The organism is Pseudomonas sp. PDM28 (assembly GCF_019219115.1).
GTDB classification, from domain to species: domain Bacteria; phylum Pseudomonadota; class Gammaproteobacteria; order Pseudomonadales; family Pseudomonadaceae; genus Aquipseudomonas; species Aquipseudomonas laurylsulfatiphila.
In genome coordinates, this window is the sequence record NZ_JAHUWG010000005.1 from 379535 (window position 1) to 405226 (window position 25692).

General features: G+C 60.3%; 31 protein-coding genes. 23 read left to right on the top strand and 8 right to left on the bottom strand.

All coding sequences use genetic code 11. The features are described 5' to 3' along the window. Position 1: 1 nt before the first annotated feature. On the top strand, positions 2 to 1159 hold the full coding sequence (locus KW841_RS13725) for a phosphatidylserine/phosphatidylglycerophosphate/cardiolipin synthase family protein (protein ID WP_218476894.1): 1158 nt from the start codon (positions 2 to 4) through the stop codon (positions 1157 to 1159). Positions 1160 to 1300: 141 nt separating this feature from the next. Here KW841_RS13725 and bglX read toward each other — a convergent pair whose 3' ends face one another. Next, a complete protein-coding gene (gene bglX / locus KW841_RS13730; protein WP_218476904.1) occupies positions 1301 to 3592 on the bottom strand; it encodes a beta-glucosidase BglX in 2292 nt (763 codons plus the stop codon). A 261-nt stretch (positions 3593 to 3853) separates the two neighbouring features. On the opposite strand from bglX, the gene KW841_RS13735 reads away from it, so the two are divergent. From KW841_RS13735 to KW841_RS13755, 5 genes are all read left to right on the top strand, one after another. Next, positions 3854 to 4459 carry a LemA family protein gene (locus KW841_RS13735; protein WP_007976733.1) on the top strand — a complete coding sequence of 202 codons (606 nt, stop codon included), beginning with the start codon at positions 3854 to 3856 and terminating at the stop codon, positions 4457 to 4459. 35 nt (positions 4460 to 4494) lie between these two features. After that, the gene (locus tag KW841_RS13740; protein ID WP_218476912.1) at positions 4495 to 5250 is read left to right on the top strand and encodes a YgcG family protein; all 756 of its coding nucleotides are present in this window, start codon (positions 4495 to 4497) and stop codon (positions 5248 to 5250) included. Between the two features lie 28 nt (positions 5251 to 5278). Continuing rightward, the gene (locus KW841_RS13745) at positions 5279 to 5896 is read left to right on the top strand and encodes a TPM domain-containing protein (protein ID WP_218476913.1); all 618 of its coding nucleotides are present in this window, start codon (positions 5279 to 5281) and stop codon (positions 5894 to 5896) included. 129 nt (positions 5897 to 6025) lie between these two features. Continuing rightward, positions 6026 to 6328, top strand: coding sequence for a helix-turn-helix domain-containing protein (locus KW841_RS13750; RefSeq protein ID WP_218476914.1), 303 nt, complete (start codon positions 6026 to 6028; stop codon positions 6326 to 6328). Continuing rightward, on the top strand, positions 6315 to 6671 hold the full coding sequence (locus tag KW841_RS13755; RefSeq protein ID WP_218476915.1) for a putative holin: 357 nt from the start codon (positions 6315 to 6317) through the stop codon (positions 6669 to 6671). The genes KW841_RS13750 and KW841_RS13755 overlap by 14 nt, the downstream gene beginning before the upstream one ends. A gap of 75 nt (positions 6672 to 6746) precedes the next feature. On the opposite strand, the gene KW841_RS13760 is transcribed toward KW841_RS13755, so the two are convergent. Continuing rightward, positions 6747 to 7172: a helix-turn-helix domain-containing protein gene (locus KW841_RS13760; protein ID WP_218476916.1), complete on the bottom strand. Its 426-nt coding sequence runs from the start codon at positions 7170 to 7172 to the stop codon at positions 6747 to 6749. A gap of 300 nt (positions 7173 to 7472) precedes the next feature. On the opposite strand from KW841_RS13760, the gene KW841_RS13765 reads away from it, so the two are divergent. From KW841_RS13765 to KW841_RS13775, 3 genes are all read left to right on the top strand, one after another. After that, positions 7473 to 7751 (top strand): ogr/Delta-like zinc finger family protein, encoded by a 279-nt coding sequence (locus KW841_RS13765; protein WP_007976743.1) that lies wholly within the window; start codon positions 7473 to 7475, stop codon positions 7749 to 7751. Positions 7752 to 7753: 2 nt separating this feature from the next. Continuing rightward, complete coding sequence (locus tag KW841_RS13770) at positions 7754 to 8116, top strand: hypothetical protein (RefSeq protein WP_218476917.1); 363 nt, start codon at positions 7754 to 7756, stop codon at positions 8114 to 8116. A gap of 132 nt (positions 8117 to 8248) precedes the next feature. Next, positions 8249 to 9463, top strand: coding sequence for an SAM-dependent methyltransferase (locus KW841_RS13775; protein WP_218476918.1), 1215 nt, complete (start codon positions 8249 to 8251; stop codon positions 9461 to 9463). On the opposite strand, the gene KW841_RS13780 is transcribed toward KW841_RS13775, so the two are convergent. Continuing rightward, entirely contained in the window at positions 9454 to 10431 is a 978-nt protein-coding gene (locus KW841_RS13780) for a DMT family transporter (RefSeq protein WP_218476919.1), read from the bottom strand. The two genes, KW841_RS13775 and KW841_RS13780, sit on opposite strands and share 10 nt — an antisense overlap. A 322-nt stretch (positions 10432 to 10753) precedes the next feature. On the opposite strand from KW841_RS13780, the gene KW841_RS13785 reads away from it, so the two are divergent. From KW841_RS13785 to KW841_RS13795, 3 genes are all read left to right on the top strand, one after another. Further along, positions 10754 to 11335 carry a DJ-1/PfpI family protein gene (locus tag KW841_RS13785; protein ID WP_218476920.1) on the top strand — a complete coding sequence of 194 codons (582 nt, stop codon included), beginning with the start codon at positions 10754 to 10756 and terminating at the stop codon, positions 11333 to 11335. A 14-nt stretch (positions 11336 to 11349) separates the two neighbouring features. Next, the gene (locus tag KW841_RS13790; RefSeq protein ID WP_095966236.1) at positions 11350 to 11655 is read left to right on the top strand and encodes a ribbon-helix-helix domain-containing protein; all 306 of its coding nucleotides are present in this window, start codon (positions 11350 to 11352) and stop codon (positions 11653 to 11655) included. Between the two features lie 191 nt (positions 11656 to 11846). Next, positions 11847 to 12191: a YegP family protein gene (locus KW841_RS13795; protein WP_218476921.1), complete on the top strand. Its 345-nt coding sequence runs from the start codon at positions 11847 to 11849 to the stop codon at positions 12189 to 12191. Positions 12192 to 12362: 171 nt separating this feature from the next. Here the strand turns inward: KW841_RS13795 and KW841_RS13800 are convergent, their stop codons facing one another. Continuing rightward, on the bottom strand, positions 12363 to 13382 hold the full coding sequence (locus KW841_RS13800; protein WP_218476922.1) for a DUF4917 family protein: 1020 nt from the start codon (positions 13380 to 13382) through the stop codon (positions 12363 to 12365). Between the two features lie 131 nt (positions 13383 to 13513). On the opposite strand from KW841_RS13800, the gene KW841_RS13805 reads away from it, so the two are divergent. The 4 genes from KW841_RS13805 to KW841_RS13820 all read left to right on the top strand — a co-directional run bounded on the left by KW841_RS13805 (position 13514) and on the right by KW841_RS13820 (position 18292). Continuing rightward, on the top strand, positions 13514 to 14416 hold the full coding sequence (locus tag KW841_RS13805; protein ID WP_102699030.1) for a LysR family transcriptional regulator: 903 nt from the start codon (positions 13514 to 13516) through the stop codon (positions 14414 to 14416). A 242-nt stretch (positions 14417 to 14658) separates the two neighbouring features. Continuing rightward, complete coding sequence (locus KW841_RS13810) at positions 14659 to 15852, top strand: CaiB/BaiF CoA-transferase family protein (RefSeq protein ID WP_218476923.1); 1194 nt, start codon at positions 14659 to 14661, stop codon at positions 15850 to 15852. Next, positions 15849 to 16775, top strand: a complete 927-nt coding sequence (locus tag KW841_RS13815; RefSeq protein ID WP_218476924.1) for a hydroxymethylglutaryl-CoA lyase — start codon at positions 15849 to 15851, stop codon at positions 16773 to 16775. Before KW841_RS13810 ends, KW841_RS13815 begins: the two co-directional genes overlap by 4 nt. A gap of 185 nt (positions 16776 to 16960) precedes the next feature. Beyond that, a complete protein-coding gene (locus KW841_RS13820; RefSeq protein WP_218476926.1) occupies positions 16961 to 18292 on the top strand; it encodes an MFS transporter in 1332 nt (443 codons plus the stop codon). 128 nt (positions 18293 to 18420) lie between these two features. Here KW841_RS13820 and KW841_RS13825 read toward each other — a convergent pair whose 3' ends face one another. Further along, entirely contained in the window at positions 18421 to 18909 is a 489-nt protein-coding gene (locus tag KW841_RS13825) for a DMT family transporter (protein WP_218476928.1), read from the bottom strand. 77 nt (positions 18910 to 18986) lie between these two features. Here KW841_RS13825 and KW841_RS13830 point away from each other — a divergent pair, with 77 nt between their 5' ends. After that, entirely contained in the window at positions 18987 to 19922 is a 936-nt protein-coding gene (locus tag KW841_RS13830) for a LysR family transcriptional regulator (RefSeq protein WP_218476940.1), read from the top strand. Here KW841_RS13830 and KW841_RS13835 read toward each other — a convergent pair whose 3' ends face one another. Together KW841_RS13835 and KW841_RS13840 are read right to left on the bottom strand one after the other, a co-directional pair. Next, on the bottom strand, positions 19923 to 20207 hold the full coding sequence (locus tag KW841_RS13835) for a type II toxin-antitoxin system RelE/ParE family toxin (RefSeq protein ID WP_218476942.1): 285 nt from the start codon (positions 20205 to 20207) through the stop codon (positions 19923 to 19925). After that, the gene (locus KW841_RS13840) at positions 20197 to 20436 is read right to left on the bottom strand and encodes a CopG family ribbon-helix-helix protein (RefSeq protein ID WP_095966249.1); all 240 of its coding nucleotides are present in this window, start codon (positions 20434 to 20436) and stop codon (positions 20197 to 20199) included. The genes KW841_RS13835 and KW841_RS13840 overlap by 11 nt, the downstream gene beginning before the upstream one ends. A gap of 205 nt (positions 20437 to 20641) precedes the next feature. Here KW841_RS13840 and fos point away from each other — a divergent pair, with 205 nt between their 5' ends. From fos to KW841_RS13865, 5 genes are all read left to right on the top strand, one after another. Continuing rightward, positions 20642 to 21058 carry a fosfomycin resistance glutathione transferase gene (gene fos / locus KW841_RS13845; protein WP_218476944.1) on the top strand — a complete coding sequence of 139 codons (417 nt, stop codon included), beginning with the start codon at positions 20642 to 20644 and terminating at the stop codon, positions 21056 to 21058. A gap of 64 nt (positions 21059 to 21122) precedes the next feature. After that, positions 21123 to 21761, top strand: coding sequence for a LysE family translocator (locus KW841_RS13850; protein WP_007976782.1), 639 nt, complete (start codon positions 21123 to 21125; stop codon positions 21759 to 21761). A 79-nt stretch (positions 21762 to 21840) separates the two neighbouring features. Further along, positions 21841 to 23187 (top strand): GGDEF domain-containing protein, encoded by a 1347-nt coding sequence (locus tag KW841_RS13855; RefSeq protein WP_218476962.1) that lies wholly within the window; start codon positions 21841 to 21843, stop codon positions 23185 to 23187. A 118-nt stretch (positions 23188 to 23305) separates the two neighbouring features. Then, entirely contained in the window at positions 23306 to 23464 is a 159-nt protein-coding gene (locus tag KW841_RS13860) for a KGG domain-containing protein (protein WP_007976786.1), read from the top strand. A 73-nt stretch (positions 23465 to 23537) separates the two neighbouring features. Further along, a complete protein-coding gene (locus tag KW841_RS13865; RefSeq protein WP_218476964.1) occupies positions 23538 to 24041 on the top strand; it encodes a DUF4142 domain-containing protein in 504 nt (167 codons plus the stop codon). 3 nt (positions 24042 to 24044) lie between these two features. On the opposite strand, the gene KW841_RS13870 is transcribed toward KW841_RS13865, so the two are convergent. Continuing rightward, positions 24045 to 24455 (bottom strand): low affinity iron permease family protein, encoded by a 411-nt coding sequence (locus tag KW841_RS13870; RefSeq protein ID WP_218476966.1) that lies wholly within the window; start codon positions 24453 to 24455, stop codon positions 24045 to 24047. 154 nt (positions 24456 to 24609) lie between these two features. On the opposite strand from KW841_RS13870, the gene tam reads away from it, so the two are divergent. Further along, positions 24610 to 25380, top strand: a complete 771-nt coding sequence (tam, locus tag KW841_RS13875) for a trans-aconitate 2-methyltransferase (RefSeq protein WP_218476968.1) — start codon at positions 24610 to 24612, stop codon at positions 25378 to 25380. Positions 25381 to 25692: the final 312 nt, after the last annotated feature.

Consider the following 25692-nt stretch of genomic DNA (forward strand, 5'->3'; position numbering starts at 1 on the left):
CATGGCCGGAGCGATTTTTCCCTGGCGTGAAGGCAACCACTTCGAACTGCTGATCGATGGCCCGCAGTTTTTTCCGCGCATGCTGGTGGCGATTGCCCGGGCGGAAGAACAGGTAGAGCTGGAACTGTATCTGGTGGAGGCGGGTGCCTGTGCCGAAGCCATGGTCCAGGCATTGGTGCAGGCCGCCGAGCGCGGTGTGCGGGTGCGCTGCCTGTTCGATGATTATGGCAGCCTCGCCTTCACCCTGGCCTTGCGTCAGCGGCTGATGGCCGCTGGGGTTGAGCTGCGTTTCTACAATCGCCTGAGCTGGCGGCGCTGGGTCGGCAACTTCTACCGCGACCACCGTAAATTGTTGCTGGTGGACCAGAGTCTGGCCGTGGTCGGGGGCACGGGCGTCACCGATGAGTTCTGGACGCCGGGCGAAGACGTCAGCGAATGGCACGAAGTGATGGTGGAAATCACCGGCCCGCTGGTGCTCGATTGGCAGCTGCTGTTCGATCGTCAGTGGATCGCCAACCGCCATCGTCGCGCTTGGCGACCGGCCTCGCATTTCGGCTTGCCGCGCTTACCCCGTGTACCGGCCAGTGGCGAGGGTATGGGCCGGGTGGCCTATGCCGACGCCCGTCAACACCGGGACATTCTGCAATCGCTGGTGCGCGCCCTGAACAGCGGTCACCGACGGATCTGGCTGGCCACGCCGTACTTTCTGCCGACCTGGAAAGTGCGCCGTTCCCTGCGCCGGGCGGCTGCCCGCGGCGTGGATGTGCGCCTGCTGCTGACCGGCCCGCGTACCGATCACCCCTCCGTGCGCTACGCCGGGCATCGCTACTACCCGCGACTGCTCAAGGCCGGGGTGGAGATCTACGAATACCAGCCGTGTTTCCTGCATCTGAAAATGGTCCTGATCGACGACTGGGTGAGCATCGGTTCGTGCAACTTCGATCACTGGAACCTGCGCTTCAACCTGGAAGCCAACCTGGAAGCACTGGACCCCGGATTGACCCGAGCGGTAGCGGCGAGTTTCGAACGGGACTTCGGGTTGAGCGAGCAAGTCAGCCTGGAAGAATGGAAGCGCCGACCGCTGTGGAAACGAGTCAAGCAGCGGGTGTGGGGATGGGTGGATCGGGTGGTGGTGAATCTGCTGGATCGGCGCGGTTGATCCCAAACTTTCAAACACCCTGAAACCACTGTGGGAGCGAGCTTGCTCGCGATGGCGGCCTGACAGTCAACAATGATGTTGAATGTTATGGCCTCATCGCGAGCAAGCTCGCTCCCACAGGGTTATGCGGTGTTTGATTAATTACAACAACTCAAAACTCTGCTGCGTCACGTCCTCTGAGTCCAGGCCGATCTGCACGTTGAACTTGCCCGGCTCCGCCGCGTACTTGAGCTGGGTGTTGTAGAACTTCAAGTCGTCCTCGGTGATGGTGAAGTGCACGACCTTCTGCTCGCCGGCCTTGATCATCACTTTCTGGAAGTTCTTCAGTTCCTTGATCGGGCGGATCATCGAGCCGGCCACGTCCTGGATGTACAACTGCACCACGGTTTCGCCGTCGCGCTTGCCGGTGTTTTTCACCGTGACACTGGCGTCGAGCTTGCCGGTCTTGTTCAGCGTGGTCGACGACAGCGCCATGTCGCTCAGGCTGAACTCGGTGTAGCTCAGGCCATAGCCGAACGGGTAGAGGGGACCTGTGGTGTCATCGAAGTACTGCGAGGTGTAGTTGCCCGGCTTGCCCGGGGTGAACGGCCGGCCAATGGTCAGGTGGTTGTAGTAGGTCGGAATCTGGCCGACCGAACGCGGGATGCTGATCGGCAGTTTGCCCGACGGGTTGTAGTCGCCGAACAGCACATCAGCGATGGCGTTGCCGCCTTCGGTGCCGGTGAACCAGGTTTCGAGGATCGCGTCAGCCTGTTCTTTCTCTTCGAGGATCGTCAGTGGACGGCCGTTCATCAACACCAGCACCAGCGGTTTGCCAGTGGCTTTCAGGGCACGGATCAGCTCGCGTTGGTTTTCCGGGATGTTCAGGTCGGTGCGGCTCGACGATTCGTGGGACATGCCACGGGATTCGCCAACGGCGGCAACGACGACATCCGCATCCTTGGCCGCTTTCACCGCTTCGTCGATCAGCACATTCGCCGGGCGCGGATCATCCACCACTTCCGGGGCGTCGAAGTTGAGGAAGTTCAGGTAACCGAGGATTTTCGGGTCGCTGGTGATGTTGGCGCCACGGGCATAGATCAGCGTCGATTTATCGCCCAGGGCGTTGGTCATGCCGTCGAACAGGGTGACGGACTGCGCAGGCCTGCCCGCGGCGGCCCAGCTGCCCATCATGTCGATGGGCGCCTTGGCCAACGGACCGACCAGCGCAATTTTCGCGGTCTTCTTCAGTGGCAGGGTGTCATTCTGGTTTTTCAGCAGTACCTGGCTGCGACGTGCCACGTCACGGGCCTCGGCGCGGTGCAGGCGGCTGTCGGCGTAGGTGTCGACCGGATCGTCCTCGGCCTTGCCGATGCGCAGGTACGGGTCCTTGAACAGGCCCATGTCGTACTTGGCGTCGAGCACCGCACGCACGGCGTTGTCGATGTCGCTCTGCTGGATCTCGCCGGACTTCAGCAGCCCTGGCAGCTCTTTGCCGTACAGGGTGTCGTTCATGCTCATGTGGATGCCGGCCTTGATCGCCAGCTTCGCCGCTTCGCGACCGTCGGCGGCAACACCGTGCTTGATCAGCTCGAAAATCGCCCCGTGGTCGCTGACGGCCAGGCCCTTGAAGCCCCACTCCTTGCGCAGCAGGTCGTTCATCAGCCAGGTGTTGGCGGTGGCCGGCACGCCGTTGACCGAGTTCAGCGCGACCATGACCCCGCCAGCGCCGGCATCGATGGCGGCGCGGTACGGTGGCAGGTAGTCCTGGTACATCTTGACCGGGCTCATGTCGACTATGTTGTAGTCGCGGCCACCCTCGACCGCGCCGTACAGGGCGAAGTGCTTGACGCTGGCCATGATGCTGTCGGCCGCGTTCGCGCCGGTACCCTGGAACGCCTTGACCATCACGCCGGCAATGCGCGACACCAGGTAGGTGTCTTCGCCGAAGCCTTCGGAGGTGCGGCCCCAACGCGGGTCGCGGGAGATGTCGACCATCGGCGCGAAGGTGATGTCGAGGCTGTCAGCCGCGGCTTCCTTGGCGGCGATGCGCCCGGACAGGCCGATGGCATCCATGTCCCAGCTCGAGGCCAGGGCCAGCGGGATCGGGAAAATGGTGCGGTGGCCGTGGATCACGTCGTAGGCGAAGAACATCGGGATCTTCAGGCGGCTGCGCATGGCGGCGTCCTGCATCGGCCGGTTTTCCGGACGGGTGATCGAGTTGAACGTACCGCCGATGTTGCCCGCCGCGATTTCCTTGCGGATCATCTCGCGAGGCATTTCCGGGCCGATGCTGATCAGGCGCAACTGGCCGATTTTTTCATCGAGGGTCATTTGCTTCATCAGGTTGCTGACGAAGGCTTCCTTGTTCTCCAGGGGTGCGGGCGTCGTGGCGGCCAATACGTTATGACTGGCCAGGCTGACGAACAGGCCCAGCAAACACAGCTTCTTCATGAATAGTTTTCTCAAGGGCCCAAACGGCGATATGCACGCCGGCCAGCCAAAATTTAGGGAGCGTCTATTGTTGTTCGGGTGCCGGCTCAAAAAAACGAGCCAAAAAACGACAGCCAGGTGGCGGATGCGTTTTCGCGCAGGGCCTCTTTTTAGCCCATCGGCCCGTTGCAATCCAGTGGCGCGGGCGATTATGCCCCAAGAGCCGGCCCAGAAGGTTTCACGGTCGGTTTTTTCATGAATGTACAAGGGAGCGACATCCTGATGAATGCAAGTCCAACCTACCGCTCGCGTTTGCAGGTCGTCACGCTGCTGATGCTGGCCACGTTGCTGACCGCCTGCGGCATCAACAACATCCCGACCCTAGACGAACAGGCCAAGGCCGCCTGGGGCCAGGTGCAGAACCAGTATCAGCGGCGCGCCGACCTGATTCCCAACCTGGTGGAAACGGTCAAGGGCTACGCAAAACATGAAGAAGAGACACTGACCGCGGTCATTGAGGCCCGGGCCAAGGCGACGTCGATTCAGGTGGATGCCTCGACCCTCGACAACCCGGAAAAACTCAAGCAGTACCAACAGGCCCAGGATCAGCTCAGCGGCGCCTTGAGCCGATTGATGGTGGTCTCCGAGCGCTATCCGGACCTCAAGGCCAACCAGAACTTCCTCGCCCTGCAATCGCAACTCGAAGGCACCGAGAACCGCATCAGCGTAGCCCGGCGCGATTTCATCCTCGCGGTGCAGAAATACAACACCGAGATCCGCACCTTCCCCGGTCGCCTGTGGCACACGGTGATGTATAGCGACCTGCCGGTGCGTGAGACCTTCGAAGCCACGCCGGGTTCGGAAAAGGCCCCTGAGGTCAAGTTCTGAGTACAACTTGTGCGTCACCACGGAAGAGGTAGCCAATGCGCGTGTTGAAAGCTGGCCTGATGCTGTTGTTGTGGGTGGTGGCGATCACGGCCCGGGCCGAACTGAGTTTTCCGGCGCTGACCGGGCGCGTGGTCGACAACGCGCAGATGATCGAACCTGCAGTGCGCGAGCAGCTCAACCAACAGCTTCAGGCCCATGAACAGGCCACCGGAGAGCAGCTTGTGGTCGTGACGTTGCCGGACTTGCAGGGCACCGACATCGCCGACTTCGGTTACCAGCTCGGCCGCCATTGGGGGATCGGGCAGAAGGACAAGAACAACGGCGCCCTGCTGGTCGTCGCCCGGAACGAGCGCCGATTGCGTATCGAAGTCGGCTATGGCCTGGAGGATCGCCTGACCGACGCCCAGAGTTCAGTGATCATCAACCAGGTCATCACCCCGGCATTCAAGACCGGCAACTTCAGTAAAGGCATCAGCGACGGCGTGGCGGCGATGCTGGTGGTGCTGGGCGGCAACCCCTTGGACGAAGCCTCCACGGCGTATGAATCCAGAGGCGATCCGGGGGACGATTTCGTCTCGCGACATCCCGGCTTGCTGGTGTTTTTGGTGATGCTGTTCATCCTGACTGTTTTTGTGTGTCAGATGCTCGGTATCCTTCCCGCCGGCCGGGGTGGCTCCGGAGGATCCGGGGGCGGCTTTGGCGGTGGTGGGTTTGGCGGCGGCGGTGGAGGTGGAGGCTTCAGCGGCGGTGGAGGCAGTTTCGGCGGGGGCGGTTCGTCCGGCGGCTGGTGATCATAAAAATGAGCAGGCATTTCACGACATGGCATTACTGACTGAACACGAACAACGCAAAGTTGCCGAGGCAATCGCCCGGGTCGAGCGCGACACCGACGCAGAATTGGTGACCGTGCTCGCGGCCCGCGCCGACGACTATGCGTACATCCCGTTGCTGTGGGCCAGCCTGCTGGCGCTGCTGGTGCCGGGCATCGTGCATTACCTCACCGGCTGGCTGACCCTGCACAGCCTGCTGCTGGTGCAATGGGCCATCTTCATCGTCCTGTGCCTGGTGTTCCGTCTGCCGAAAGTCACTACCCATCTGGTCCCGCGCTCGGTGCGCCACTGGCGCGCCTCGAACCTGGCGCGCCGGCAGTTCCTGGAGCAGAACCTGCACCACACCGAAGGCAGCACCGGTGTTCTGATCTTCGTCTCCGAAGCCGAGCGTTATGTGGAGATTCTGGTGGATGAAGGCATTTCCCGTCGCCTGGACAACAAGAACTGGGAGGCCATCGTCGCCACCTTCACCCAACAGGTGAAGCAGGGGCAGACGTTGCAGGGTTTTGTCAGCTGCGTCGAAGCCTGCGGCGAGCTGCTCAAGGTGCACGTGCCCGTGACCCATGTGCGCAATGAACTGCCGAACCGCCTGGTGGTACTCGGCTAAATCCTCCCTGGCGTTGTGTAGCGCTCACCGCTACAACTCCCGTCAATTGTCCGGGTTCGGCCTTGTCGTCAGTATTTCTCTCCAACAGTGGACGCCCAGCGACGGGCGTTCCCGCGAAGAGGGATTCTTATGGCAACCCGACAATCGATTGACTCTTTGGCACAGGCAGCCAAGAGCGCTGAGGGAAGTAAGCCCAAGGCGAAACTGACGGCGAAAGAAACGCAAATCCTGATGTGGTGTTTCAAGGGTAAAACTTCCTGGGAAATCGCCAGGATCGAGAATTGCACGGAATCTACCGTCAATTTTCACTTCGCCAATATTCGCCGAAAGTTCGACGTCAGCTCGCGCACTTGCGCATTGCTCAGGGCGATCGAGTCGGGAGCGATCCAGGTGGACTCGGTCGTTGCGCGAGGTGCGCATGAGCCTGACTGATTCGGCCTACAACGGCATCAATGGGCTCATGTTGGGAATGGGCATTGCAACGCTGCCAGTGGTCAATGGCGAGGTACTGTTCGGTGCGATGCTCGGCGCGTGGCTGGTCACCACTACTCGCACCAGCTTCAAGGCCTGGCAGCGCATCGGTTCCTGGCTGCTGTCTGCGGGCGTCGGTTACCTCTTTACGCCTGTCGCACATCCACTGGCGCCATTTCTGACAGAAGGTGTAACGGCCTTTCTTTGCGCGCTGATCGTTATTCCTATCAGCATCAAATTCATGCAATGGATTGATGGTGCCGGTATAGGCGAAATCATTCGACACCTGAGAGGACGAAGATGAGGGGCGTGAATGGATTGTCTTGATAGCCGGGACGGGCGTTTCTTGAAGCGATGCAACTTCGGATGACACCGTCCATCAGGTTTCATTCGAAGGTTTGAGTGTTGCCAGGATAGCGGCCATTTCGGAAAGCCTGAGTTCCATATCACGCAGTCGTTGTTTTTCCTCGAGTGCGTTTTGTATGGCGCCGCGATCGTTTTCATCGAGCAACCGCCAGAGCGCGAGAATGGTGTTTTCCCGTGTCGTGCTTTCCTGAGCGGTCTGCGAAGAATCAGTAACTGCTTGTCTCAGAATCGGCCCTTCGCCCAGCAACAACCAGTCAAGGGATATTCCCCGGGTTTGCGCGATTTCTACGCATAATGAGTAAGGTGTGCTGTCGCGGCCTCGCCAGCTACTAAGGGTTTGTGGACTGATCTGTAGTGCGGAGGATAAAGAAGCATCGGTTTTTGTACCGGTAACTTGCTTTAGACGAGCCAGAACAGCTTGTGATTTTTTGCTACGCAATTTGAGCCTCTTCCTTTTGACATATGCTTTTTGAGTGCCTAATTTATGCGTAATGAGTACTTTTTTTCTTGTAAGTAATCAATCATCAAAGATGAGTCAGAAGAATACGATGTCGAAACTTCCTAATGGTATCAGGGTGATTTCCTACGAGCATGGCTCGACCCCATTACGCGTCTGCCCGAAGCAGTTCCTTATGCCTGGCAGACACTGTTCGCAAGCCCGGAGCGCCGCGATGAACGCCTCAAGCAGTATTGCGTTTGATCAGGTTGATTGCCACCCAATGACCCTCGGGATTCAAGCATGAGTACTTATAAAATGGTGTGCCCGCACTGCTTGAGCCGGATGCGCATCCGCACCAGCGAAGGCCGACATATTTTCCTGCGGGTGGCGTATCTGCAATGCACGTCGGAAGCTTGTGGTTGGTCCGTACGTGCCGAATTTGAAATGACCCATGAGCTTTCGCCCAGTGGCATGCCCAATCCGGCCGTACGCCTGCCTTGCGCCGGACCCGATTTACGCCGTGCCTCCCGGCCTGTTGCCGTCAGTCCTGGCACGACAGAAGTGTCGCAGGAGACGTGAGCATGAAGGTCATCGATGAAAATGCAGATTTGAATGAGGAGCTATTGGCTATTGCCCAGGCGTTTCTGGAGCGTCATGAAAGTGAAGGGGGGATCGATGATCAAGTCCTGTTTTGTCGCGCGGTGAAGCATCTGCAGAATATGGATGTACCGATGTTCCTGGCGGAAAGGCTGGTCAGCCGTGCCTACGGCGTACTCAAGTCGTGCAACGACCGTCGGCGTCTGGACATCGATGCGAGTTCCGAAACGGTCGCCGTGGTGACTGACCCTGCCAATGGCCTGACCTGGGCGGTGCCAGTGGGACTGATCGTCAAACACATCATCAATTCACCGAACAATCGCAAGCTTCGCCTGGTGGAACCCTGAGGCTTCAACGCTTGTATCGAGGTCCTGGGCTGCGTGACTGGGACCTGCCCCAAAATAACCCCGTGCCCAAAGTCCTCGTCCCCCTTAAAATACCGGCATTCTCCGATTTGTATCGCCTGAGGCCGTTTTTTCATGTCCGTCACCGCCACTCCCGCCAGCCTCGCGCCGGATCATCACGCCCAGTTCATCGAGCTGCTGCAAGCCAGCCTCGAGCACAATGCGTTCATCAAACTGGTGCTGGCCAAGTACGCGGGCGATGAAACGGATCTGCAGCGGATCATCGTCAAGCCGGTGACGGTCAAGGCGCAGCCTTGCCTGTCTTTCGTCTACCGCTACAAGACCCGAGATATCACCAAGAACCTGCCGCTGGCCGAAGGCGTGGCGAGCATTGCCGGGTTGCTGCCCGCGTCGTTCAAAAATGCGCATTTGTTGTCGTTGACCGACGAAGCCCAGCTCGAATACAGCAAAAAGGGCAAGTCATCGCTGTTCAAGAGCAAACCTCAACAATTGCGCGAAGTGCCATCGGCCGAGCACAACCGTGAGAAAAACCGTTTTCTTGACCTGAGCCGGCCGTTTCTCGCTGACCTGGGGGTCACCAACAAGCAGCATGAACTGATCCCGGCGATGTCGCGCAAGTGGAAGCAGATCAACAAGTTCATCGAAGTGTTCAGCCATGCACTGACCTCGTCACCCCTGGCGCTGGACAAGCCGGTGCGCGTGGCGGACTTCGGTTCGGGCAAGGGTTACCTGACCTTCGCCATCCACGATTACCTGCGCAACACCTTGAAGGCCGAAGGCGAGGTGACCGGCGTCGAGCTGCGTGAAGACATGGTTACCCTGTGCAACACCGCAGCCGCCAGGCTTGAACACCCCGGCCTGGTGTTCAAGTGCGGTGACGTGCGCAGCGTGGCACCGAGCGAGCTGGACGTGATGATCGCCCTGCATGCCTGCGATATCGCCACCGACTATGCGATCCACACCGGTATCCGTTCCGGCGCGTCGATCATCATGTGCTCGCCGTGCTGCCACAAACAGATCCGCCTGCAAATCCAGAGCCCGGCGCTGCTCAAGCCGATGCTGCAATACGGCTTGCACCTGGGCCAGCAGGCGGAGATGGTCACCGACAGTTTGCGCGCGTTGTTCCTGGAGGCCTGCGGCTACGAGACCAAGGTGTTCGAGTTCATCTCGCTGGACCACACCAACAAGAACAAGATGATCCTGGCGGTCAAGCGCGCCGAGTCGGTAGAACCGGCCCAGCTATTGGCGAAGATTCAGGAGTTGAAGGATTTCTACCACATCAGTGAGCATTGCCTGGAAACGTTGCTGCGCGCTGATGGTTACCTTTGATCCTGTGGGAGCGAGCTTGCTCGCGATGGCGGATTTACAGTCGACAAATGTGTTGAATGTGATGTCCCCATCGCGAGCAAGCTCGCTCCCACATTATTGGGTCTGACCGCGGTCTTGCGCCCCAGCATCACCGTCACAATCACCCCACCGGCAAACAGCCAGGTGATCGGCTCCACATGTTCGCCGAAGAACAGTGCCGAGAAGGCGATGGTGAAGAAGATCTGCAGCAACTGAATCTGGCTGACCCGGGCAATGCCGCCCATGGCCAGTCCGGCGTACCAGGCGAAGAAGCCGATGAACTGCGAAAACAGCGAGACATAACCGAAGGCCCACCAGGTCTTGGCGGAAATCTCGCCCTGGTGTTGCAGTGCCAGATACACCACCGGGCCGATCAACAGCGGCGTCGACAGCACCAGCGCCCAGCAGATCACCTGCCAGCCGCCCATCTCCCTGGCCAGTCGGCCTCCCTCGGCGTAGCCCAGTCCGCCCACGGCAATGGCGCCAAGCATCAGCAGGTCACCGGCCTGAATGCCGCCGGCACCGCTGATCAGCGCATATCCGAGCACCAGCGCACTGCCCAATGCGGCGCAGGCCCAAAACGCTTTCGAAGGTCGTTCATGGGACAACCATGCGGCGTACAGCGCCACGCACAGCGGCTGCAAACCATTGACCAGGGCGCCGTGGGACGCCGGCAAGGTTTGCATGGCCCAGGCCGACAACACCGGGAAACCGAGGATCACCCCGGCCATCACCAGCGTCAGGCCCTTGACCTGCTTCCAGGTCGGCCATTTTTCCCGGCGCCACAGCAACAGCAACGCTGCCGGAACCGCCGCAAACAGTGCCCGGCCCAGGCCGTTGAGCAGCGGGTGGAGTTCCTGCACGACGATCCGAGTGAAGGGCAGGGTGAGGCTGAAGATCACAACGCCCAGCAGGCCCAGGGCCATGCCGGTGTTTTCGCGCGAGGACATGATGGCAACCAGAATCGTGGGTGATGGGAGGTGCCTTCATCTAGCCATAAATGCCGGGTTTCGCGCTGTTACAGCTAGGTGCAGAGTTATCCGTACAGTTGCGAATACACCTATGTGGCGAGGGGGCTTGCCCCCGTTCGCCTGCGAAGCAGGCGCAAAATCGGATAGTGCGGTTTGTTTGATGAAACCGGATAGGGGCTGCTGCGCAGCCCAACGGGGGCAAGCCCCCTCGCCACAGGGTAGTAGCCGGTTGTTACCCGCCTTGCCCGATAAGGACTACCTTGAATACTCCTGCACGCCCACTTCCAGAGGAGTCCTCCCCATGGCTGCGAAAAAAATTCTGATGCTGGTTGGTGATTACGTCGAAGACTATGAAGTGATGGTGCCGTTCCAGGCGCTGTTGATGGTCGGTCACACGGTGCACGCCGTTTGTCCGGACAAATCCGCCGGCCAGACCGTGCGCACGGCGATCCATGACTTTGAAGGCGACCAGACCTACAGCGAAAAGCCCGGTCACCTGTTTGCCCTCAACTTCGATTTTGCCAAGGTCAAAGCCGCCGATTATGACGCCGTGCTGATTCCGGGTGGCCGTGCGCCGGAGTACCTGCGCCTGAACGAAAAGGTCCTGGAACTGGTGCGCGCATTCGACCAGGCCGGCAAGCCGATCGCCGCCGTGTGCCATGGCGCGCAGTTGCTGGCGGCAGCGGGTATTCTCGAAGGCCGCGAATGCAGCGCTTATCCGGCCTGTGCTCCGGAAGTGCGCCTGGCGGGCGGTACGTATATCGACATCCCGGTGACGGACGGCCATGTTCAGGGCAATCTGGCCACGGCGCCGGCCTGGCCTGCGCACCCGAACTGGCTGGCCGGTTTCCTGGGGTTGCTGGGTACCAAAATCACGCTGTAACGAGGGGCATGTCCATGTGCGAGCTGTACGTCAAAGCCGACCCGATTCTTTACGAATCGCGCTCCCGCTCGCTGCGCATCTGCGGGGTGGTCACCACCCTGCGGCTGGAAAATCAGTTCTGGGACATCCTCAGCGAAATCGCCGAGGTCGACGGCATGACCACCAATCAGTTGATCGCCAAGCTGTATGAAGAGGTGATGGACTATCGCGGTGAGGTGGTCAATTTCGCTTCGTTCCTGCGGGTCAGTTGTACGCGATATCTGAGCCAGCGGCGGACGCAGTCTCCGGAGTTGTCGGTGGTGCGGGCAGTGGTGAAGTAGTCAAAACTGCGTCGCCCCCATCGCGGGCAAGCCCGCTCCCACAGGGATTGTTGGTGTTCACACAATCTGTGTTTCACCTTGAACACTGTGGGAGCGGGCTTGCCCGCGAAGGGGGCCGTACAGGCGACAGAAATCCCGGCTTGGTCTTTACTGTGAAGCGCACAACCTCTCAATCGGCAAGGAGAAAGAGCATGTCCGGATGGTATGAAGTGAGCAAAAGCAGCAATGGCCAGTTCAGGTTCGTCCTCAAGGCCGCCAACGCCGAGACCATTCTGACCAGCGAGCTGTACACCACCCACGCCGCCGCCGACAAAGGCATCGCCTCGGTCCAGGCCAACAGCCCGCTGGATGAGCGCTACGAGAAGAAAACCACCAAGGACGGCCATCCGTATTTCAACCTCAAGGCCGGCAATCACGAAATCATCGGTAGCAGCGAGACCTATTCCTCCGATACCGCCATGGAGAAAGGCATCGCCAGCGTGAAGGCCAACGGCCCGACCAAGGTGGTCAAGGACAAGACGTTGCCGGTGCTTTGATCACTACTTTCAAATCCAGTAAAAATCCCTGTGGGAGCGAGCTTGCTCGCGATGGCGGTCTGACAGTCAACATCTGTGTTGAATGTAATGGCCTCATCGCGAGCTCCCACAGGGGGCATGTACTCTACTGTGGGAGCAAGCCTGCTCGCGAATGCGTCAGATCAGTCGCCGCTAAACCTCGACCGGAACGGTCAGTTTCGGGCCACCCAACGCATGGCTCTTGGAATCAAAAAACCGCAACTCAACCCCCGTCCCCTCAAACATCTTCGCGTAATGCCGCTTCTGGTGCTGGATGAAGGCCTTGCTGCGCGGGTAAATCGAGATCGCCAGCACCTGCGGCTTTGCCAGGCGCAAGGCATGGATGATGTGGCTGTCCTGCTCCCCCAGCGCATGGCCGAAAATGCACAGCGCCTGGCCGTGACCGAGCAATTGCTCGTAGCAGTACGACAAGTAGTCCGAACTGCGAATGGTCTTGAGCTTGTCCGCACTCGGCCCTTCGTTGACGAACAGCGGCACGTCGTCGAGGGTCTTGATCGTGTTGTTGATGGCGAAGTTGCCCAGCAAGGTGCCCTCGGTCGACATCAGCTTGCGCGCCGTGCCGTCCTGGTTGCGCACCAGGTGCAGACCGCCGTGCAGGTACAGCAAGCGGGTTTTGTCGGTGGCCGTGTCGCTCAGGTCGAAAGCGGGTTCGGCCCCCTGGAACAGATCGGTGATCGCCTCGGGCTGGTGTTGCACCGCCCAGTAGTTGATCAGGTCGTAATTGGTGGTAAACACCGTGCGGTAGCTGGCCAGTTCCTGATTGATGGTCGCCAGCGTCGAAGGCACCACCAGTCGCCACGGGATATGCACCGCATGCACGGTGTTGATCAGCGCTTCCTTGATCGCGTAATAACGATTGCGCGGAGCGGCGGAGCTGACGGCCAGCGCCTTGTTGACCCGGCTGGTGGTTTTCAACGCGCTCAGTACCTGCTCGAAACTGCGGGTCTGCATCGCGTCGAACACGCTCAGCTCGGACGGGCTCAGGGGTTTTTCTTCAACGGTGCGGGCATTTTCGAACAGCGACTCGTAGCCGAAATCGTCCCATACCGCGCGACTGGCACCGTTGCCCACCAGCAAACCACTGAACGAAGCGGTGCTGCGCAAGGCGTTCCAGTCTTCTAGTTGGGCATCGACATCCTGGAAATCGGTCATTGCGGTCTTCGTCTCACGGCAAAAGGTCTTTGGGCGGCGACTTTATCACGACCGGCTGCCCGACCACGGCACGACGCGGGCGAAGAACGTTATGCTGCGACTTCGCCCGAGCCGACTTCGCCGAGTACCTGATGCTGCAAAAAAGCCTGATCCGCCGTCTCGACCTGATCACTCTGCAACTGTTCGTCGCCGTCCATGAAGAGGGCACGCTGACCCGTGCCGCGTCGCGCGAGGCAATTGCCGTCTCGGCGGCGAGCAAGCGCTTGATGGAGCTGGAGGAGGCGCTGGGCATCAGCCTGTTCGTGCGCCAGGCCAAGGGCATGTCCCTGACACCGGCGGGTGAAACCCTGCTGCACCATGCCCGGCAGATGCTGTTCAACGTCGAGAAAATGGGCCTCGAACTGGGCGAGCACAGCCACGGCGTGCGCGGCTATGTGCGGATGCTCGCCAACCTGTCGGCGATCATTCAGTTTTTGCCCGAGGACCTGCGGGATTTTTCCGAGCGTCACCCCCAGGTCAAGACCGACCTCGAAGAACGGCCCAGCGCCGGGGTGATTCAGGGCGTGGTCGACGGGGTGGCCGACCTCGGTATCTGTTCCATCGACAGTGACATCAAGGGCCTGCACAGCGTGCTGTATCGCCAGGACAAACTGGTGGTGTTGATGCCGCCGCACCATCCCTTGGCGAACCGGTCGAGCGTGGCGTTCGCCGATACGCTGGGCAGCGATTACGTTGGGTTGCATGCCGCCAGTTCGATCAACATGCGTACCCATGCAGCGGCCCGCGAAGCCGGCAAGGTGTTGCGGGTGCGCATTCATGTGCCGGGGTTCGATGCCATGTGCCGCATGGTCCAGGCCAACATGGGGATTGGCATCCTTCCGCAGCGGGCCTATGAATTGTTTGGCCGAGCGCTGGGGTTGCACGCGGTGCCATTGACGGACGAATGGTCCGATCGGGCGCTGATTCTGGTGGTGCGCGATGAGGCGCTGCTGTCGCCGGTGAGCCGGATGTTGTTTGAGCATTTGCGGGGTTGAGCCTGAAAGTTCTTCGCTGACTCTGCCGGCCTCATCGCGAGCAAGCTCGCTCCCACAGGGGATGTGTGAGTGCCGAAGATCCAGTGTGGGAGCGAGCTTGCTCGCGATGGCGGACTACAGCTCACGATAATCTCCCCGGGCGTTCGCATTTCGCGAACGCCCGTTGCCAACTGAAGGTTGGATTCATCAGGCATCAGTCCTCTAGCCTTGGCTCATATTCCAAGAACAAGAGGTACCCCGCGATGACTGCCCCCCTGAGTGCAATCAAGGTGATCGAGATCGGCACGCTGATCGCCGCGCCGTTTGCCGCGCGCATGCTGGCCGAGTTCGGCGCCGAGGTGATCAAGATCGAAGCCATGGGCCAGGGCGATCCCCTGCGCAAATGGCGCAAGCTGCATGAAGGCACCTCGCTGTGGTGGTACCTGCAATCGCGCAACAAGAAGTCCCTGGCGCTGAACCTCAAATCCCCCGAAGGCATCGAACTGGTCAAGCAATTGGCAGCCAGCGCCGATGTGCTGATCGAAAACCTGCGCCCCGGCGCCCTGGAGAAACTCGGCCTTGGCTGGGACGTGTTGCACGCCCTCAACCCCAACCTGACCCTGGTGCGGATTTCCGGTTACGGCCAGACCGGCCCGTACCGCGATCGTCCGGGTTTCGGTGCCATAGGCGAGGCCATGGGCGGCATCCGCTACACCACCGGCACCCCCGGTTCGCCGCCGGCGCGGGTCGGCGTGAGCCTCGGCGATTCCCTGGCTTCGCTGCATGCGGTGATCGGTGCGCTGATGTCATTGCTGCGGGTCAAGACCGGGCAGGGCGGCGGGCAGATCGTCGATGTGTCCCTGGCCGAAAGCGTGTTCAACGTCATGGAAAGCCTGGTGCCGGAATACGACATGCTCGGCCATGTGCGTGAACGCAGCGGCGGCGCCTTGCCGGGGATCGCACCATCCAACACCTATTTGACCGCCGACGGCGCCTATGTGGTGATTGCCGGCAACAGCGATCCGATCTACAAGCGCCTGATGCACACCATCGGTCGCGCCGATCTGGCCGAGGCGCCGGAATTCGCCCACAACGACGGGCGTGCCGCCAAAAGCAATCAGCTTGACGCCGCCATCACCCACTGGACCAGCAGCCTGCCCATCGACGAGGTGCTGGCCGCACTGGAAGCCGCCGAAGTCCCGGCCGGACGCATCTACTCGGTGGCCGACATCGTCGCCGATCCGCACTATCAGGCGCGGGACATGCTGCTCAGTGCCGAGCTGCCCGGTGGCGCCACGGTAAAAATGCCGGGCATCGTGCCGAAACTCTCCGAGACACCCGGCGGCGTGAACTGGTCCGGCCCCGGGCTGGGCCAGCACACCGACGGCATCCTCGCGCAGTTGGGCCTCACCGCGATGGACATCGAACGCCTGAAAGTCGAAGGAGTGGTGCAATGATCAGCGATTATTCCGACAGCCTGATCGTGCAGGAAGTGTCCCCGCGCGACGGTTTGCAAATCGAGCCGACCTGGGTTGAAACCCACGACAAGATTGCCCTGATCGATCAATTGTCGCTGGCCGGATTCAGCCGCATCGAAGCCGGTTCGTTCGTGTCGCCCAAGGCCATTCCTGCGCTGCGCGATGGCGAGCTGGTGTTCAAGGGCATTACCCGGCAGCCGGGGGTGATCTACGTCGCCTTGATCCCCAACCTCAAGGGTGCGCAACGGGCGTTGGCGTGCAGTGCCGATGAGCTGAACCTGGTGATGTCCGCCAGCCAGACCCACAACCTGGCGAACATGCGCATGCGCTGTGAGGATTCATTGGCAGCGTTCGGCGAGATCGTGCGCTTCGTTGGCGAAAGCCCGGTGCGTCTCAATGGCAGCATCGCCACCACCTTCGGCTGCCCGTTCGAGGGCAAGATCGATGAGGACCGCGTCCTGCAAATCGTCGAGGCCTATCAGGAACTCGGCATCCAGGGCATCACCCTGGCCGACACCACGGGCATGGCCAATCCGCGCCAGGTCGAGCGACTGGTGCGCCGGGTGCTGCAGCGGGTGGCTCCGGCGGATTTGACCCTGCATTTCCATAACACCCGTGGCTTGGGTCTGTGCAATGTGCTGGCCGCCTACGAGGCCGGGGCCCGACGTTTCGACGCCGCATTGGGCGGCCTCGGCGGCTGCCCGTTTGCACCGGGAGCGTCGGGCAACATCTGCACAGAAGACCTGGTGAACCTGTGCGATGAAGTCGGCATTCACACCGGCATCGATTTGCCGCTGCTGCTGAAACTGTCCCGAGGACTGCCGGCGCTGCTCGGCCACGAAGTACCGGGGCAACTGGCCAAGGCCGGGCGTAATTGTGATCTGCATCCAATCCCCTCCTGATCCACCACGACCCCCTGTGGGAGCGAGCTTGCTCGCGATGGCGGTGTGTCAGTCGACATCATTGTTGGATATGACTCAGTCATCGCGAGCAAGCTCGCTCCCACAGAAAAGCACCCAAATAAATCGCCTCAACCAGACAACAAAAACAATCGGACACCCACGGGAAGTCCGCCTGGAGAACCGCAATGAGCCTGAATGCACTGGAGGCGAGCGCGAGCCCGTCCGTTAGCCACGACACCGAAAAAGCCCTGGTCAGCAAAGTCGCCTGGCGCCTGATGCCGCTGATCATGGTCTGCTACCTGTTCGCCTTTTTCGACCGTATCAACATCAGCTTCGCCAAGTTTCAGCTGCAGACTGACCTGAGCCTGAGCGACACCGCGTACGGCCTCGGCGCCGGATTATTCGTGGTCGGTTACGTGATTTTCGAAGTGCCGAGCAACATGATGTTGTACAAGGTCGGCGCCCGGCGCTGGATCGCCCGGATCATGATGTCCTGGGGCCTGGCCACGGCGGCCATGGTATTCGTCAGCAGCGAATGGCAGTTCTACGTGCTGCGCTTCGTGATCGGCGCGATGGAGGCGGGTTTTGCCCCGGGCGTACTGTATTACCTGACCCTGTGGTTCCCGCAGCACTATCGTGGACGCATCACCTCGATGCTGTTCCTGTCGTCGGCGTTCGCCGGCCTTGTGGGCGCGCCGTTCTCGGGCCTGGTGCTGCAACACCTCGACGGTGTGCTGCAAATGCGCGGCTGGCACTGGCTGTTCCTGCTCGGCGGCGTGCCGTGCATCGGCCTCGGTTTGCTGGTGCTGACCCTGCTCAAGGACCGCATCGAAGATGCCCATTGGCTGACGCCTTCGGAGAAGACCTTGCTGGCCAGCCGCATCGCCCAGCATGAACCGCACAAGAGCGGTGGCTCGTTGCTCGCCGCGCTGCGGATTCCAGGTTTCCTGACCTTGGGGCTGATCTACTTCCTGATCCAGGTGGCGTCCTACGGCCTGAATTTCTGGGCACCGCAACTGATTCGCAGCGCCGGCACCGAAAGTCCGGTGATGATCGGCCTGCTGACCGCCATCCCGTACATCTGCGGCGCCATCAGCATGGTGGTGATCGGACGCCTGTCCGATGCTTCCGGCGAGCGGCGCAAGTATGTTGCCGGTCTGGTGGCCGTCGGTGCGGTCGGGTTCTTCTGTGCGGGGATCTTCGCCAGCCACACGACCTTCCTGATTGTCGCGCTGGGCCTGCTCGGTGCCGGGATCATCGCCTCCATCCCGAGCTTCTGGACCCTGCCGCCGAAACTGCTGGCCGGTGCCGGCGCGGGCGCAGCGGGCGGGATTGCGGTGATCAACACCCTGGGCCAGTTCGGCGGCATCGTCAGCCCGGTGATGGTCGGCCGGATCAAGGACCTGACCGGCAGCACCACGCCGGCGCTGTATGTCATTGGTGTTTGTGCACTGATCGCGGTGGCGCTGTTGCTGTGGGGGTTGCCGCAGAAGTTGCGCACACTCGACAAGGCCTGAAATCTACGTTGCCAGATAAACCGCTTTCGCGAGCAAGCCCGCTCCCACAGTGACCGCATATCCCCTGTGGGAGCGGGCTTGCCCGCGAAGACTGACTGACAGCCGACATTTGACTGTCGGTTGTCCTCTCAACCCACCGTCGCCAAACCTTTGGCCGGCGCATCAAAAAACTGAATCAACACCACCCCGCCCATCAACAGCACCACCCCAATCACCTTGGGCAAGGTGACCTGCCGCTCCACCAGGCCAAACCAGCCGAAGTGATCCAGCAACAACGACGCCACCACTTGCCCCGCCAGCGCCAATGCCATGAACCCCGCGGCACCGAGCCTGGGCAGCAGCACCAATGCCAGGGAAATAAAACACACTCCAAAAGCGCCACCCGCCCACATCCACAACGGCGCCTTGCTGATAAAGGCCAGTGATGGCAACGGCAAGCGCAGCGCAACGATGATCGGCAACAGCACGATAACGCTCACCAGCAACGAGGCGAGCGTCGCCCACAACGGATGGCCCAACCCGCGCCCGAGGTTGACGTTGATCGCGCTCTGAAACGGCACCACCGCCCCGGCAATCATCGCCAGCACCACCAGACCAGCCCAATGCAACGTACTCATGATCGTTCTCCAACAGGTTTTGCTGGACTCTAGGGTATTCGTCGCGCAGATTTAAATTCCGTTTTGTTATCCAGAACATGCAGCAGATGAATGATCTTCGACGCATCGACCTCAACTTGCTGGTGATCCTCGACGCCTTGCTCGCCGAGCAACACGTGACCCGGGCGGCCGAGCGTTTGCACTTGAGCCAGCCTGCGGTCAGCCATGCGCTGGCGCGATTGCGCGACCTGCTTGGCGATCCGCTGCTGGTGCGCGCCGGAGCCGGCCTTGTGCCGACGCCGCGAGCGCTGGAGCTGGTGGCACCGCTGGCCGAAATCCTGGCCCAGGTGCAAGCGCTTCTGGCGCCGAACGCCTTTGATCCGGCTACCGCCAGGCGCACCTTTCGCCTGGCGATGTCCGACTATGGCGCCGCCATTGTCCTGCCGGGACTGATCCGGACGTTGCGCCGCGATGCGCCGGGTATCGACCTGCAAATCAGCCATGGCAGCCGCGAAAGTATGCTCGACGGCGTGCTCAACGGTGATATTGACGTCGCCATCGGTGTGTTCCCGGAAATGCCCAACGAATTGCGCAGCACCCTGCTGTTCGAAGAGCACTACGCCTGCCTGGTGGACCGCAGAAGCCTGCCCGCCGACGGTGTGCTCGACCTGCCCACCTATCTGGCTCGACCCCATGTGCTGCTGGAAATGCGCGGCAGCGGCACCCCGGAAATCGAGCGGGCGCTGACGGCATTGCGTGAACGTCGTCGTGTGGCAGTCAGCCTGCCGCACTGGAGCGTGGCCCCGGAATGCATCAGCGGTACTGATCTTATTCTGACGGTGGCCTCGCGTGGTCTGCGCGATATTGATGAACAGTCGTTGATCGTCGTGCCGCCACCGTTTGATATTCCTTCGTTCACCTTTGTGTTGGCGTGGCATAAACGGCGGGGCGCAGACCAAGCGTTGAACTGGCTGAATGAGCGGATTGGTGCAGGTGCAGACGGGGTTTGTTTTCGGGGGGATGATTCGCTGTAATCACCAATGGATGGGGGGAGGGCGACGAGTGTGGAAGACCCTGAGCACTTGCAGACGACTTTGGCGAACTCGATACGGAATCAGATAGGGGCGGTCGGGCAAAATCCATTCACGAGTACCGGGCAATCGACCTTCCCGACCTGTCGCCGGAAAGCGCGCAAGGTGATCGACACTGGCGAGAATGGCTTGTACGAAATCTGCTGCTGCCTTTGGATTCTCTATCGCAATGTAAGCGGCTTCTTCATCAAGGTTCTTGAGTGCAGTACGCAGCCACTCAACGCGCATTGCTTACCCACTTATCAGCAATCGCACTGACCTCGTCTGACGAGGCGAAGTCACCGGCATCGGCTTCTTTCAGTGCTTTCTGGATTTCTTCGATTTGCCATGCTTCCCTCGCGAGATACTCGCGCAAGGCATCGACTGCGAGGAACGACTTGCTGCGACCAGTGGCCTTGGAAAGACTGGCGAGGGTATCGGCGATTTCGTCTGGCAGGCGCAAGGACATGGTGGACATGGCGGTCTCGATGTAGTGGTTTGTAATACAACATACTACAGTGTCATGCAGGGGGGAGACCGCCCCGTTCGTCTGTCGTAACAAATGGTCTTGCGGTGAGTGGTGAACCCTTCCATCTGTCGTGTGCAGATTCAGAAGTTTTTCATTGCCAATCTCATAGGTGAACTCTTCGTCGCACCTGAAAACCTCAAAGGTCTTTAACCCCATGCTCACAGGCCTCAACCACCTGACTTTCGCCGTCACCGACCTGAACCGCAGCGTGGCGTTCTACCAGAACCTCCTGCAACTGCACCTCGAAGCCACTTGGGATACCGGCGCCTACCTGTCGCTGCCGGGGTTGTGGTTGTGCCTCTCCCTCGACCCGCTACGCCATCCCGAGCCTGCCGCCGACTACACCCATTACGCTTTCAGCCTCGATGCAGCGGATTTTCCGCGTTTCGTCGAGCGCCTGCGATCCGCCGGGGTACAGGAGTGGCGCGACAACCGCAGCGAGGGCGCATCGTTCTACTTCCTCGACCCGGATGGCCACAAGCTGGAAGCCCACGTGGGTGATCTGGCGTCGCGCCTGACGGCCTGCCGGCAGCGGCCGTATGCGGGGATGAAGTTCTTCGAAGATCTGTAAGTCGATGTTGCGGGGCCTGATATAGACTGGCCACCATTCACCCAGCAGTACAAAAGGACTCCCCATGACCCCATCGTTACTAATGGCCGTGCTTGCCTCGGGATTTATCTATGGCATCACCCCGGGACCGGGCGTGCTGGCGGTGTTCGGCATTGGCGCGGCCCATGGGCGACGGGCCGGGGCAGGGTTTCTGTGCGGGCATTTGCTTGGCGATGTGGTGTGGTGCAGCACGGCGTTGATCGCGATTGTCGGTGCGCGGGAGATCGGCAGCACCGCGTTCGACGTGCTGGGTGTGCTCAGCGGCCTCTACCTGTTCTGGCTCGGCTGGCGTGCGGTGCGCGCCCGGCGCAGCAATGGCGATACGCCACAGGGCCCGGCGCGGCAGCCGTTCTGGCATGGCATTCTGTTCGGCCTGACCAATCCCAAGGCTTATCCGGTGGCGGTGGCGACATTCACGGCACTGTTGTCGAGCCGCGCGGAACTGCTCAACTGGTCAATGCTGCCAGCACTGATCGGCCTGAGTTTTGTCGGTGGATTGCTTGCCTACGCCATCCTCATCGGCATCGTTGGGGCGCGGCGGGTGCGCACCTTGTATCAACGTCATGAACTGGCAATCACCCGGTTGTGCGGGGTAATGTTCATCGGCTTTGCCATCAACGCGCTGGTCCATGCGTTGCCGGGGCTGATGCCGAACAAGGCTTGAATGTGATGACAAGGAAGCAAGGCCGATCGGGCAGGGATGATTGATGAGTGCTGCATTATCGGGACACCCACGCTGAACCATGGAAAACCGTAATTCCGCGCCACTGGCGAGCTATATCGATCTGTTGCTGGACGCCGTTTGTGCGGTGGACAAGCAGGGCCGCTTCGTCTTTGTCAGTGCGGCGTGCGAGCGTATTTTCGGCTACAGCGCCGATGAATTGATCGGTCAACTGATGATCGACATGGTGCACCCCGCGGATCGCTTGCGTACCCTTGATGCCGCCCGGGAAATCATGGACGGCGAGCCCAAGCTCAACTTCGAAAACCGCTACCTGCGCAAGGATGGCCGGGTGGTGCACATCCTCTGGTCGGCACGTTGGTCCGAGGTCGACCAGCTGCGCATTGCCGTGGCGCGTGACATCACCGAACGCAAGCAGGCCGAATCCCGGCAGGCCGCGTTGTATGCGATATCCGAAGCGGCCCACGCGGCGGAGGATCTGCTGGCATTGTTCAGGCGCATCCACATGATCATCGGCGAATGGCTGCCGGCGCTGAATTTTTCTGTGGCGCTGTACGACGAGCACCGTGCGCAACTGAATTTCCCTTATCACGTCGATGACCAGGAGCCACAACCCGAACTGCCCGGGACCATGACCGGGCGGGTCTGCACCGAAGTGATCCGCACGGGGCAGCCGATCCTGTTGACCCCGGACTCGTGCACGCCGCCTGCCGGCTTCGAAGCCCTGATGACCGGGCAGCACGCACCCTGCTGGCTGGGTGTACCGCTGAACTCGCAGAACGGCACCATCGGTGCGTTGATCGTCAAAAGCGTTCCGGGCGGCGAGCGCTACACCGAGCAGGACAAGGAACTTTTGCAGTACGTCTGTGCCCAGGTCGCGACAGCCATCGAGCGCAAGCAGTTGCACGCCCGCCTGCAACACATGGCCCAGTACGACCAACTGACCCAGCTACCCAACCGTGAACTGTTGCGCGACCGCCTCAAGGCGTCACTGCAATTGGCCCGCATGGACGGCGGGCGCATGGCCCTGTTGTACGTCGACCTCGACCGCTTCAAGCAAGTCAATGACACCCATGGCCATGCGGTCGGCGACATGCTGCTGCAAGCGGTGGCCAACCGGCTCAAGGGCTGCGTGCGGGAAACCGACACCGTGGCCCGCATTGGCGGCGATGAATTCGTGGTGTTGCTGCACAGCATTCATGCTGCAGACGATACCGACATCGTGGTCGGAAAAATCCGTCAAGTCCTGGCACGGCCCCTGCGTCTGGACGGGCACAACCTGAGAATCCATCCAAGCATCGGCGTCGCCCGATACCCCGATCACGGCACCGAAGAGAAACAGTTATTCCGGCATGCCGACGAGGCGATGTACTGCGCCAAACGTGAGCATCACCTGGGAATGGCCTGATAGTCCGTACACCGTTCGTCGTTCTGTCCACGCATTTTTCTAAACCTTTTGGCACGCGCAAATTCAGATTCTATGCGGGCGCCAGCTCGCCGCGACTATCACCAAGAGGAAGAGAATCATGCCTAATTCAAGAAACTCGAACTCGGGAAACTTCGCCAACGATCGAACGAAGGCGTCTGAAGCCGGTCGCAAGGGTGGGAAAACCACCACCACGACTGTCGATAAAGAACCTGCGAAACCCGATATGGGCCGCAAACCTGGACAGAAATCCAAGTAATGGAAGCAGGTGGTTTTGATTGAGAAGCGGGGGCGCAAGCTCCCGTTTGAATTTGAAAAAGGAGGGCGCGACCATGAAACGGATGGCCACCCGATTATGTAATGCCAGTTTTGCCACGTTTCTGGGCCTGTTTGCCAGCAACGTCTTCGCCCAGTCCCCCGCCGAATTCATCGACGATGCGTCGGCCCAAGGCATGGCCGACATCGAAGCCAGTCGCCTGGCACACCAGAAGTCCGAGTCCAAAGAGGTCAAGGACTACACCATCGTCGTCATCAACGACCGCACCACGGCGAACCAGCACCTGGCGAAAATCGCCAGACAACTGGATTTGCCGGTAGCGCCGCGCGAAGAAATTGTCGAAAAGGCCAAAGCCCTGATGCCGCAAGTCATGGAGGGAGCGACCTTCGATGAGGCCTATACGGCCAGCCAGGTGAAGACCACACAGCAAGCCATCGAACGGTTGCAGCAGGAAGCGCAGACCACCGACGTGCCGCAAATCAAGGCGTTCGCCGAAGAAACCCTGCCCAAATTGCAAAATCATCTGCAAATGGCCAAGGCCCTGCAAGCCAGAAGCTGATCATCAGCAATTCTTCAGGTTTTGCTGACCTTTCTCCTGGACGACGGTGCCGTCCAGGTCAATGGTCAGGCCTTCGCCAAGGCTGCGATAGTGCTTTCTCAGCTTCTCCAGCTCCTTGAGGTCCAGCGCTTCAAGCCCGAGCATCGCGTTCTGCGCCTCTTTCGTCACCCTAAGCAATTCATCGACCTTCAAATGCAAAATGTCCGTGTCACGGTTCTGTGTGTTCTGGATCAGGAACACCATCAGGAACGTGATGATGGTGGTCGAGGTATTGATGATCAGCTGCCACGTATCGTTGAAATGAAAAATCGGCCCGCTTAGCCCCCACAGAAAAATCAGAGTAATCGCCCCCAGAAACGTCTTGGGGCTACCGGACCAGAGGGCGAGTTTCTGCGCGATCTTTGCGAACTTCATGACCGTGTTCCTTATTGGGAGGACGCCTGAATTTGTGACAGCGACGGTGGGATGAAAATTCGACGTGATTGAAAAGGTGGTTTTCTGAAACCTTTGGCAGCGCTTGCCGCGGTATCGTAGCGACCCGAGGACAACGCACCGACAGGAGAACGCAATGAGTTGGTCCGCCAAACAGTACGTCGCTTTTGAAGATGAACGCACCCGTCCCGCCCGTGACCTGCTGGCGGCCATCCCCGCCGGGGATGTGCGTTCGGCCATCGATATCGGTTGTGGCCCCGGTAACTCCACCGAGTTGCTGGTCGAGCGTTTTGCCAGCGCCACGGTCCGAGGCCTGGACAGTTCGACCGACATGATCGAGGCCGCACGCAAGCGCTTGCCGCAGGTGCAGTTCGACATCGCCGACATCGACACCTGGAACGACGCAGGCCCCTTCGATGTGATTTTCGCCAACGCTGTATTGCAGTGGGTTCCGGATCACGCAAGCTTGCTGCCGTCGCTGGTGAGCAGGCTGGCGCCCGGAGGCAGCCTGGCCGTCCAGATGCCTGACAACATCAATGAGCACTCGCACCGTTTGATGCGTGAAGTCGCCGCTGATGGTCCATGGGCCGGCAAGCTGGCAGGCGCCGCCGGGCAGCGGACCGAGATATCCGATGCCAGTGGTTATTACTCGATACTCAAGGCCTGTTGCTCGCGCGTCGATGTGTGGCGCACCACCTACCATCATCCGCTCGCAGGCGGCGCATCAGGCGTGGTGGAGTGGTTCAAGGGCAGTGGCTTGCGGCCGTTTCTGGAACCGCTGGACGAGGCGGAACGGGCGCAGTACCTGAAGCAATACCAGGTGGCTATCGAGCGGGCGTATCCGGCCTTGGCCGATGGTTCGGTGCTGTTGCCATTCCCGCGACTGTTTATCGTCGCGACCCGCTGATGCGAAAAAGGGACAGTTGATGAGTATCTTCCGTCCCTTTTTCAGGCTCTTCATGTATTCCCGGGATACATGGATAGCGCAATACCTGTGGGAGCTGGCTTGCCAGCGAAGGACTCGAGTGCGCCGCGTTTATCCAGTTCGCCCGCGTTATCGTTGACGACCATCGCCAGCAGGCTGGCTCCTACTTTTTTTTCGAGCGTCGGGCGCTCAAGTATTCAAAAGCAAATGAGGCAAAGCCGAACAACCCGATCAAAGAAATGATCATGATTCCCAACTCTGAATTGTGCATGTCGATCTCGGGGTGAAGGATGA

Coding starts and splice junctions, on each gene's coding strand:
- KW841_RS13785 (WP_218476920.1), top strand. CDS start 10,754: ATGGCTGCGAAAAAAATTCTGATGCTGGTTGGTGATTACGTCGAAGAC.
- bglX (WP_218476904.1), bottom strand. CDS start 3,592: ATGAAGAAGCTGTGTTTGCTGGGCCTGTTCGTCAGCCTGGCCAGTCAT.
- KW841_RS13750 (WP_218476914.1), top strand. CDS start 6,026: ATGGCAACCCGACAATCGATTGACTCTTTGGCACAGGCAGCCAAGAGC.
- KW841_RS13870 (WP_218476966.1), bottom strand. CDS start 24,455: ATGAAGTTCGCAAAGATCGCGCAGAAACTCGCCCTCTGGTCCGGTAGC.
- KW841_RS13770 (WP_218476917.1), top strand. CDS start 7,754: ATGAAGGTCATCGATGAAAATGCAGATTTGAATGAGGAGCTATTGGCT.
- KW841_RS13725 (WP_218476894.1), top strand. CDS start 2: ATGGCCGGAGCGATTTTTCCCTGGCGTGAAGGCAACCACTTCGAACTG.
- fos (WP_218476944.1), top strand. CDS start 20,642: ATGCTCACAGGCCTCAACCACCTGACTTTCGCCGTCACCGACCTGAAC.
- KW841_RS13795 (WP_218476921.1), top strand. CDS start 11,847: ATGTCCGGATGGTATGAAGTGAGCAAAAGCAGCAATGGCCAGTTCAGG.
- KW841_RS13740 (WP_218476912.1), top strand. CDS start 4,495: ATGCGCGTGTTGAAAGCTGGCCTGATGCTGTTGTTGTGGGTGGTGGCG.
- KW841_RS13810 (WP_218476923.1), top strand. CDS start 14,659: ATGACTGCCCCCCTGAGTGCAATCAAGGTGATCGAGATCGGCACGCTG.
- KW841_RS13830 (WP_218476940.1), top strand. CDS start 18,987: ATGCAGCAGATGAATGATCTTCGACGCATCGACCTCAACTTGCTGGTG.
- KW841_RS13755 (WP_218476915.1), top strand. CDS start 6,315: ATGAGCCTGACTGATTCGGCCTACAACGGCATCAATGGGCTCATGTTG.
- KW841_RS13765 (WP_007976743.1), top strand. CDS start 7,473: ATGAGTACTTATAAAATGGTGTGCCCGCACTGCTTGAGCCGGATGCGC.
- KW841_RS13800 (WP_218476922.1), bottom strand. CDS start 13,382: ATGACCGATTTCCAGGATGTCGATGCCCAACTAGAAGACTGGAACGCC.
- KW841_RS13825 (WP_218476928.1), bottom strand. CDS start 18,909: ATGAGTACGTTGCATTGGGCTGGTCTGGTGGTGCTGGCGATGATTGCC.
- KW841_RS13780 (WP_218476919.1), bottom strand. CDS start 10,431: ATGTCCTCGCGCGAAAACACCGGCATGGCCCTGGGCCTGCTGGGCGTT.
- KW841_RS13735 (WP_007976733.1), top strand. CDS start 3,854: ATGAATGCAAGTCCAACCTACCGCTCGCGTTTGCAGGTCGTCACGCTG.
- KW841_RS13850 (WP_007976782.1), top strand. CDS start 21,123: ATGACCCCATCGTTACTAATGGCCGTGCTTGCCTCGGGATTTATCTAT.
- KW841_RS13775 (WP_218476918.1), top strand. CDS start 8,249: ATGTCCGTCACCGCCACTCCCGCCAGCCTCGCGCCGGATCATCACGCC.
- KW841_RS13805 (WP_102699030.1), top strand. CDS start 13,514: ATGCTGCAAAAAAGCCTGATCCGCCGTCTCGACCTGATCACTCTGCAA.
- KW841_RS13745 (WP_218476913.1), top strand. CDS start 5,279: ATGGCATTACTGACTGAACACGAACAACGCAAAGTTGCCGAGGCAATC.
- tam (WP_218476968.1), top strand. CDS start 24,610: ATGAGTTGGTCCGCCAAACAGTACGTCGCTTTTGAAGATGAACGCACC.
- KW841_RS13840 (WP_095966249.1), bottom strand. CDS start 20,436: ATGTCCACCATGTCCTTGCGCCTGCCAGACGAAATCGCCGATACCCTC.
- KW841_RS13860 (WP_007976786.1), top strand. CDS start 23,306: ATGCCTAATTCAAGAAACTCGAACTCGGGAAACTTCGCCAACGATCGA.
- KW841_RS13835 (WP_218476942.1), bottom strand. CDS start 20,207: ATGCGCGTTGAGTGGCTGCGTACTGCACTCAAGAACCTTGATGAAGAA.
- KW841_RS13815 (WP_218476924.1), top strand. CDS start 15,849: ATGATCAGCGATTATTCCGACAGCCTGATCGTGCAGGAAGTGTCCCCG.
- KW841_RS13790 (WP_095966236.1), top strand. CDS start 11,350: ATGTGCGAGCTGTACGTCAAAGCCGACCCGATTCTTTACGAATCGCGC.
- KW841_RS13855 (WP_218476962.1), top strand. CDS start 21,841: ATGGAAAACCGTAATTCCGCGCCACTGGCGAGCTATATCGATCTGTTG.
- KW841_RS13865 (WP_218476964.1), top strand. CDS start 23,538: ATGAAACGGATGGCCACCCGATTATGTAATGCCAGTTTTGCCACGTTT.
- KW841_RS13820 (WP_218476926.1), top strand. CDS start 16,961: ATGAGCCTGAATGCACTGGAGGCGAGCGCGAGCCCGTCCGTTAGCCAC.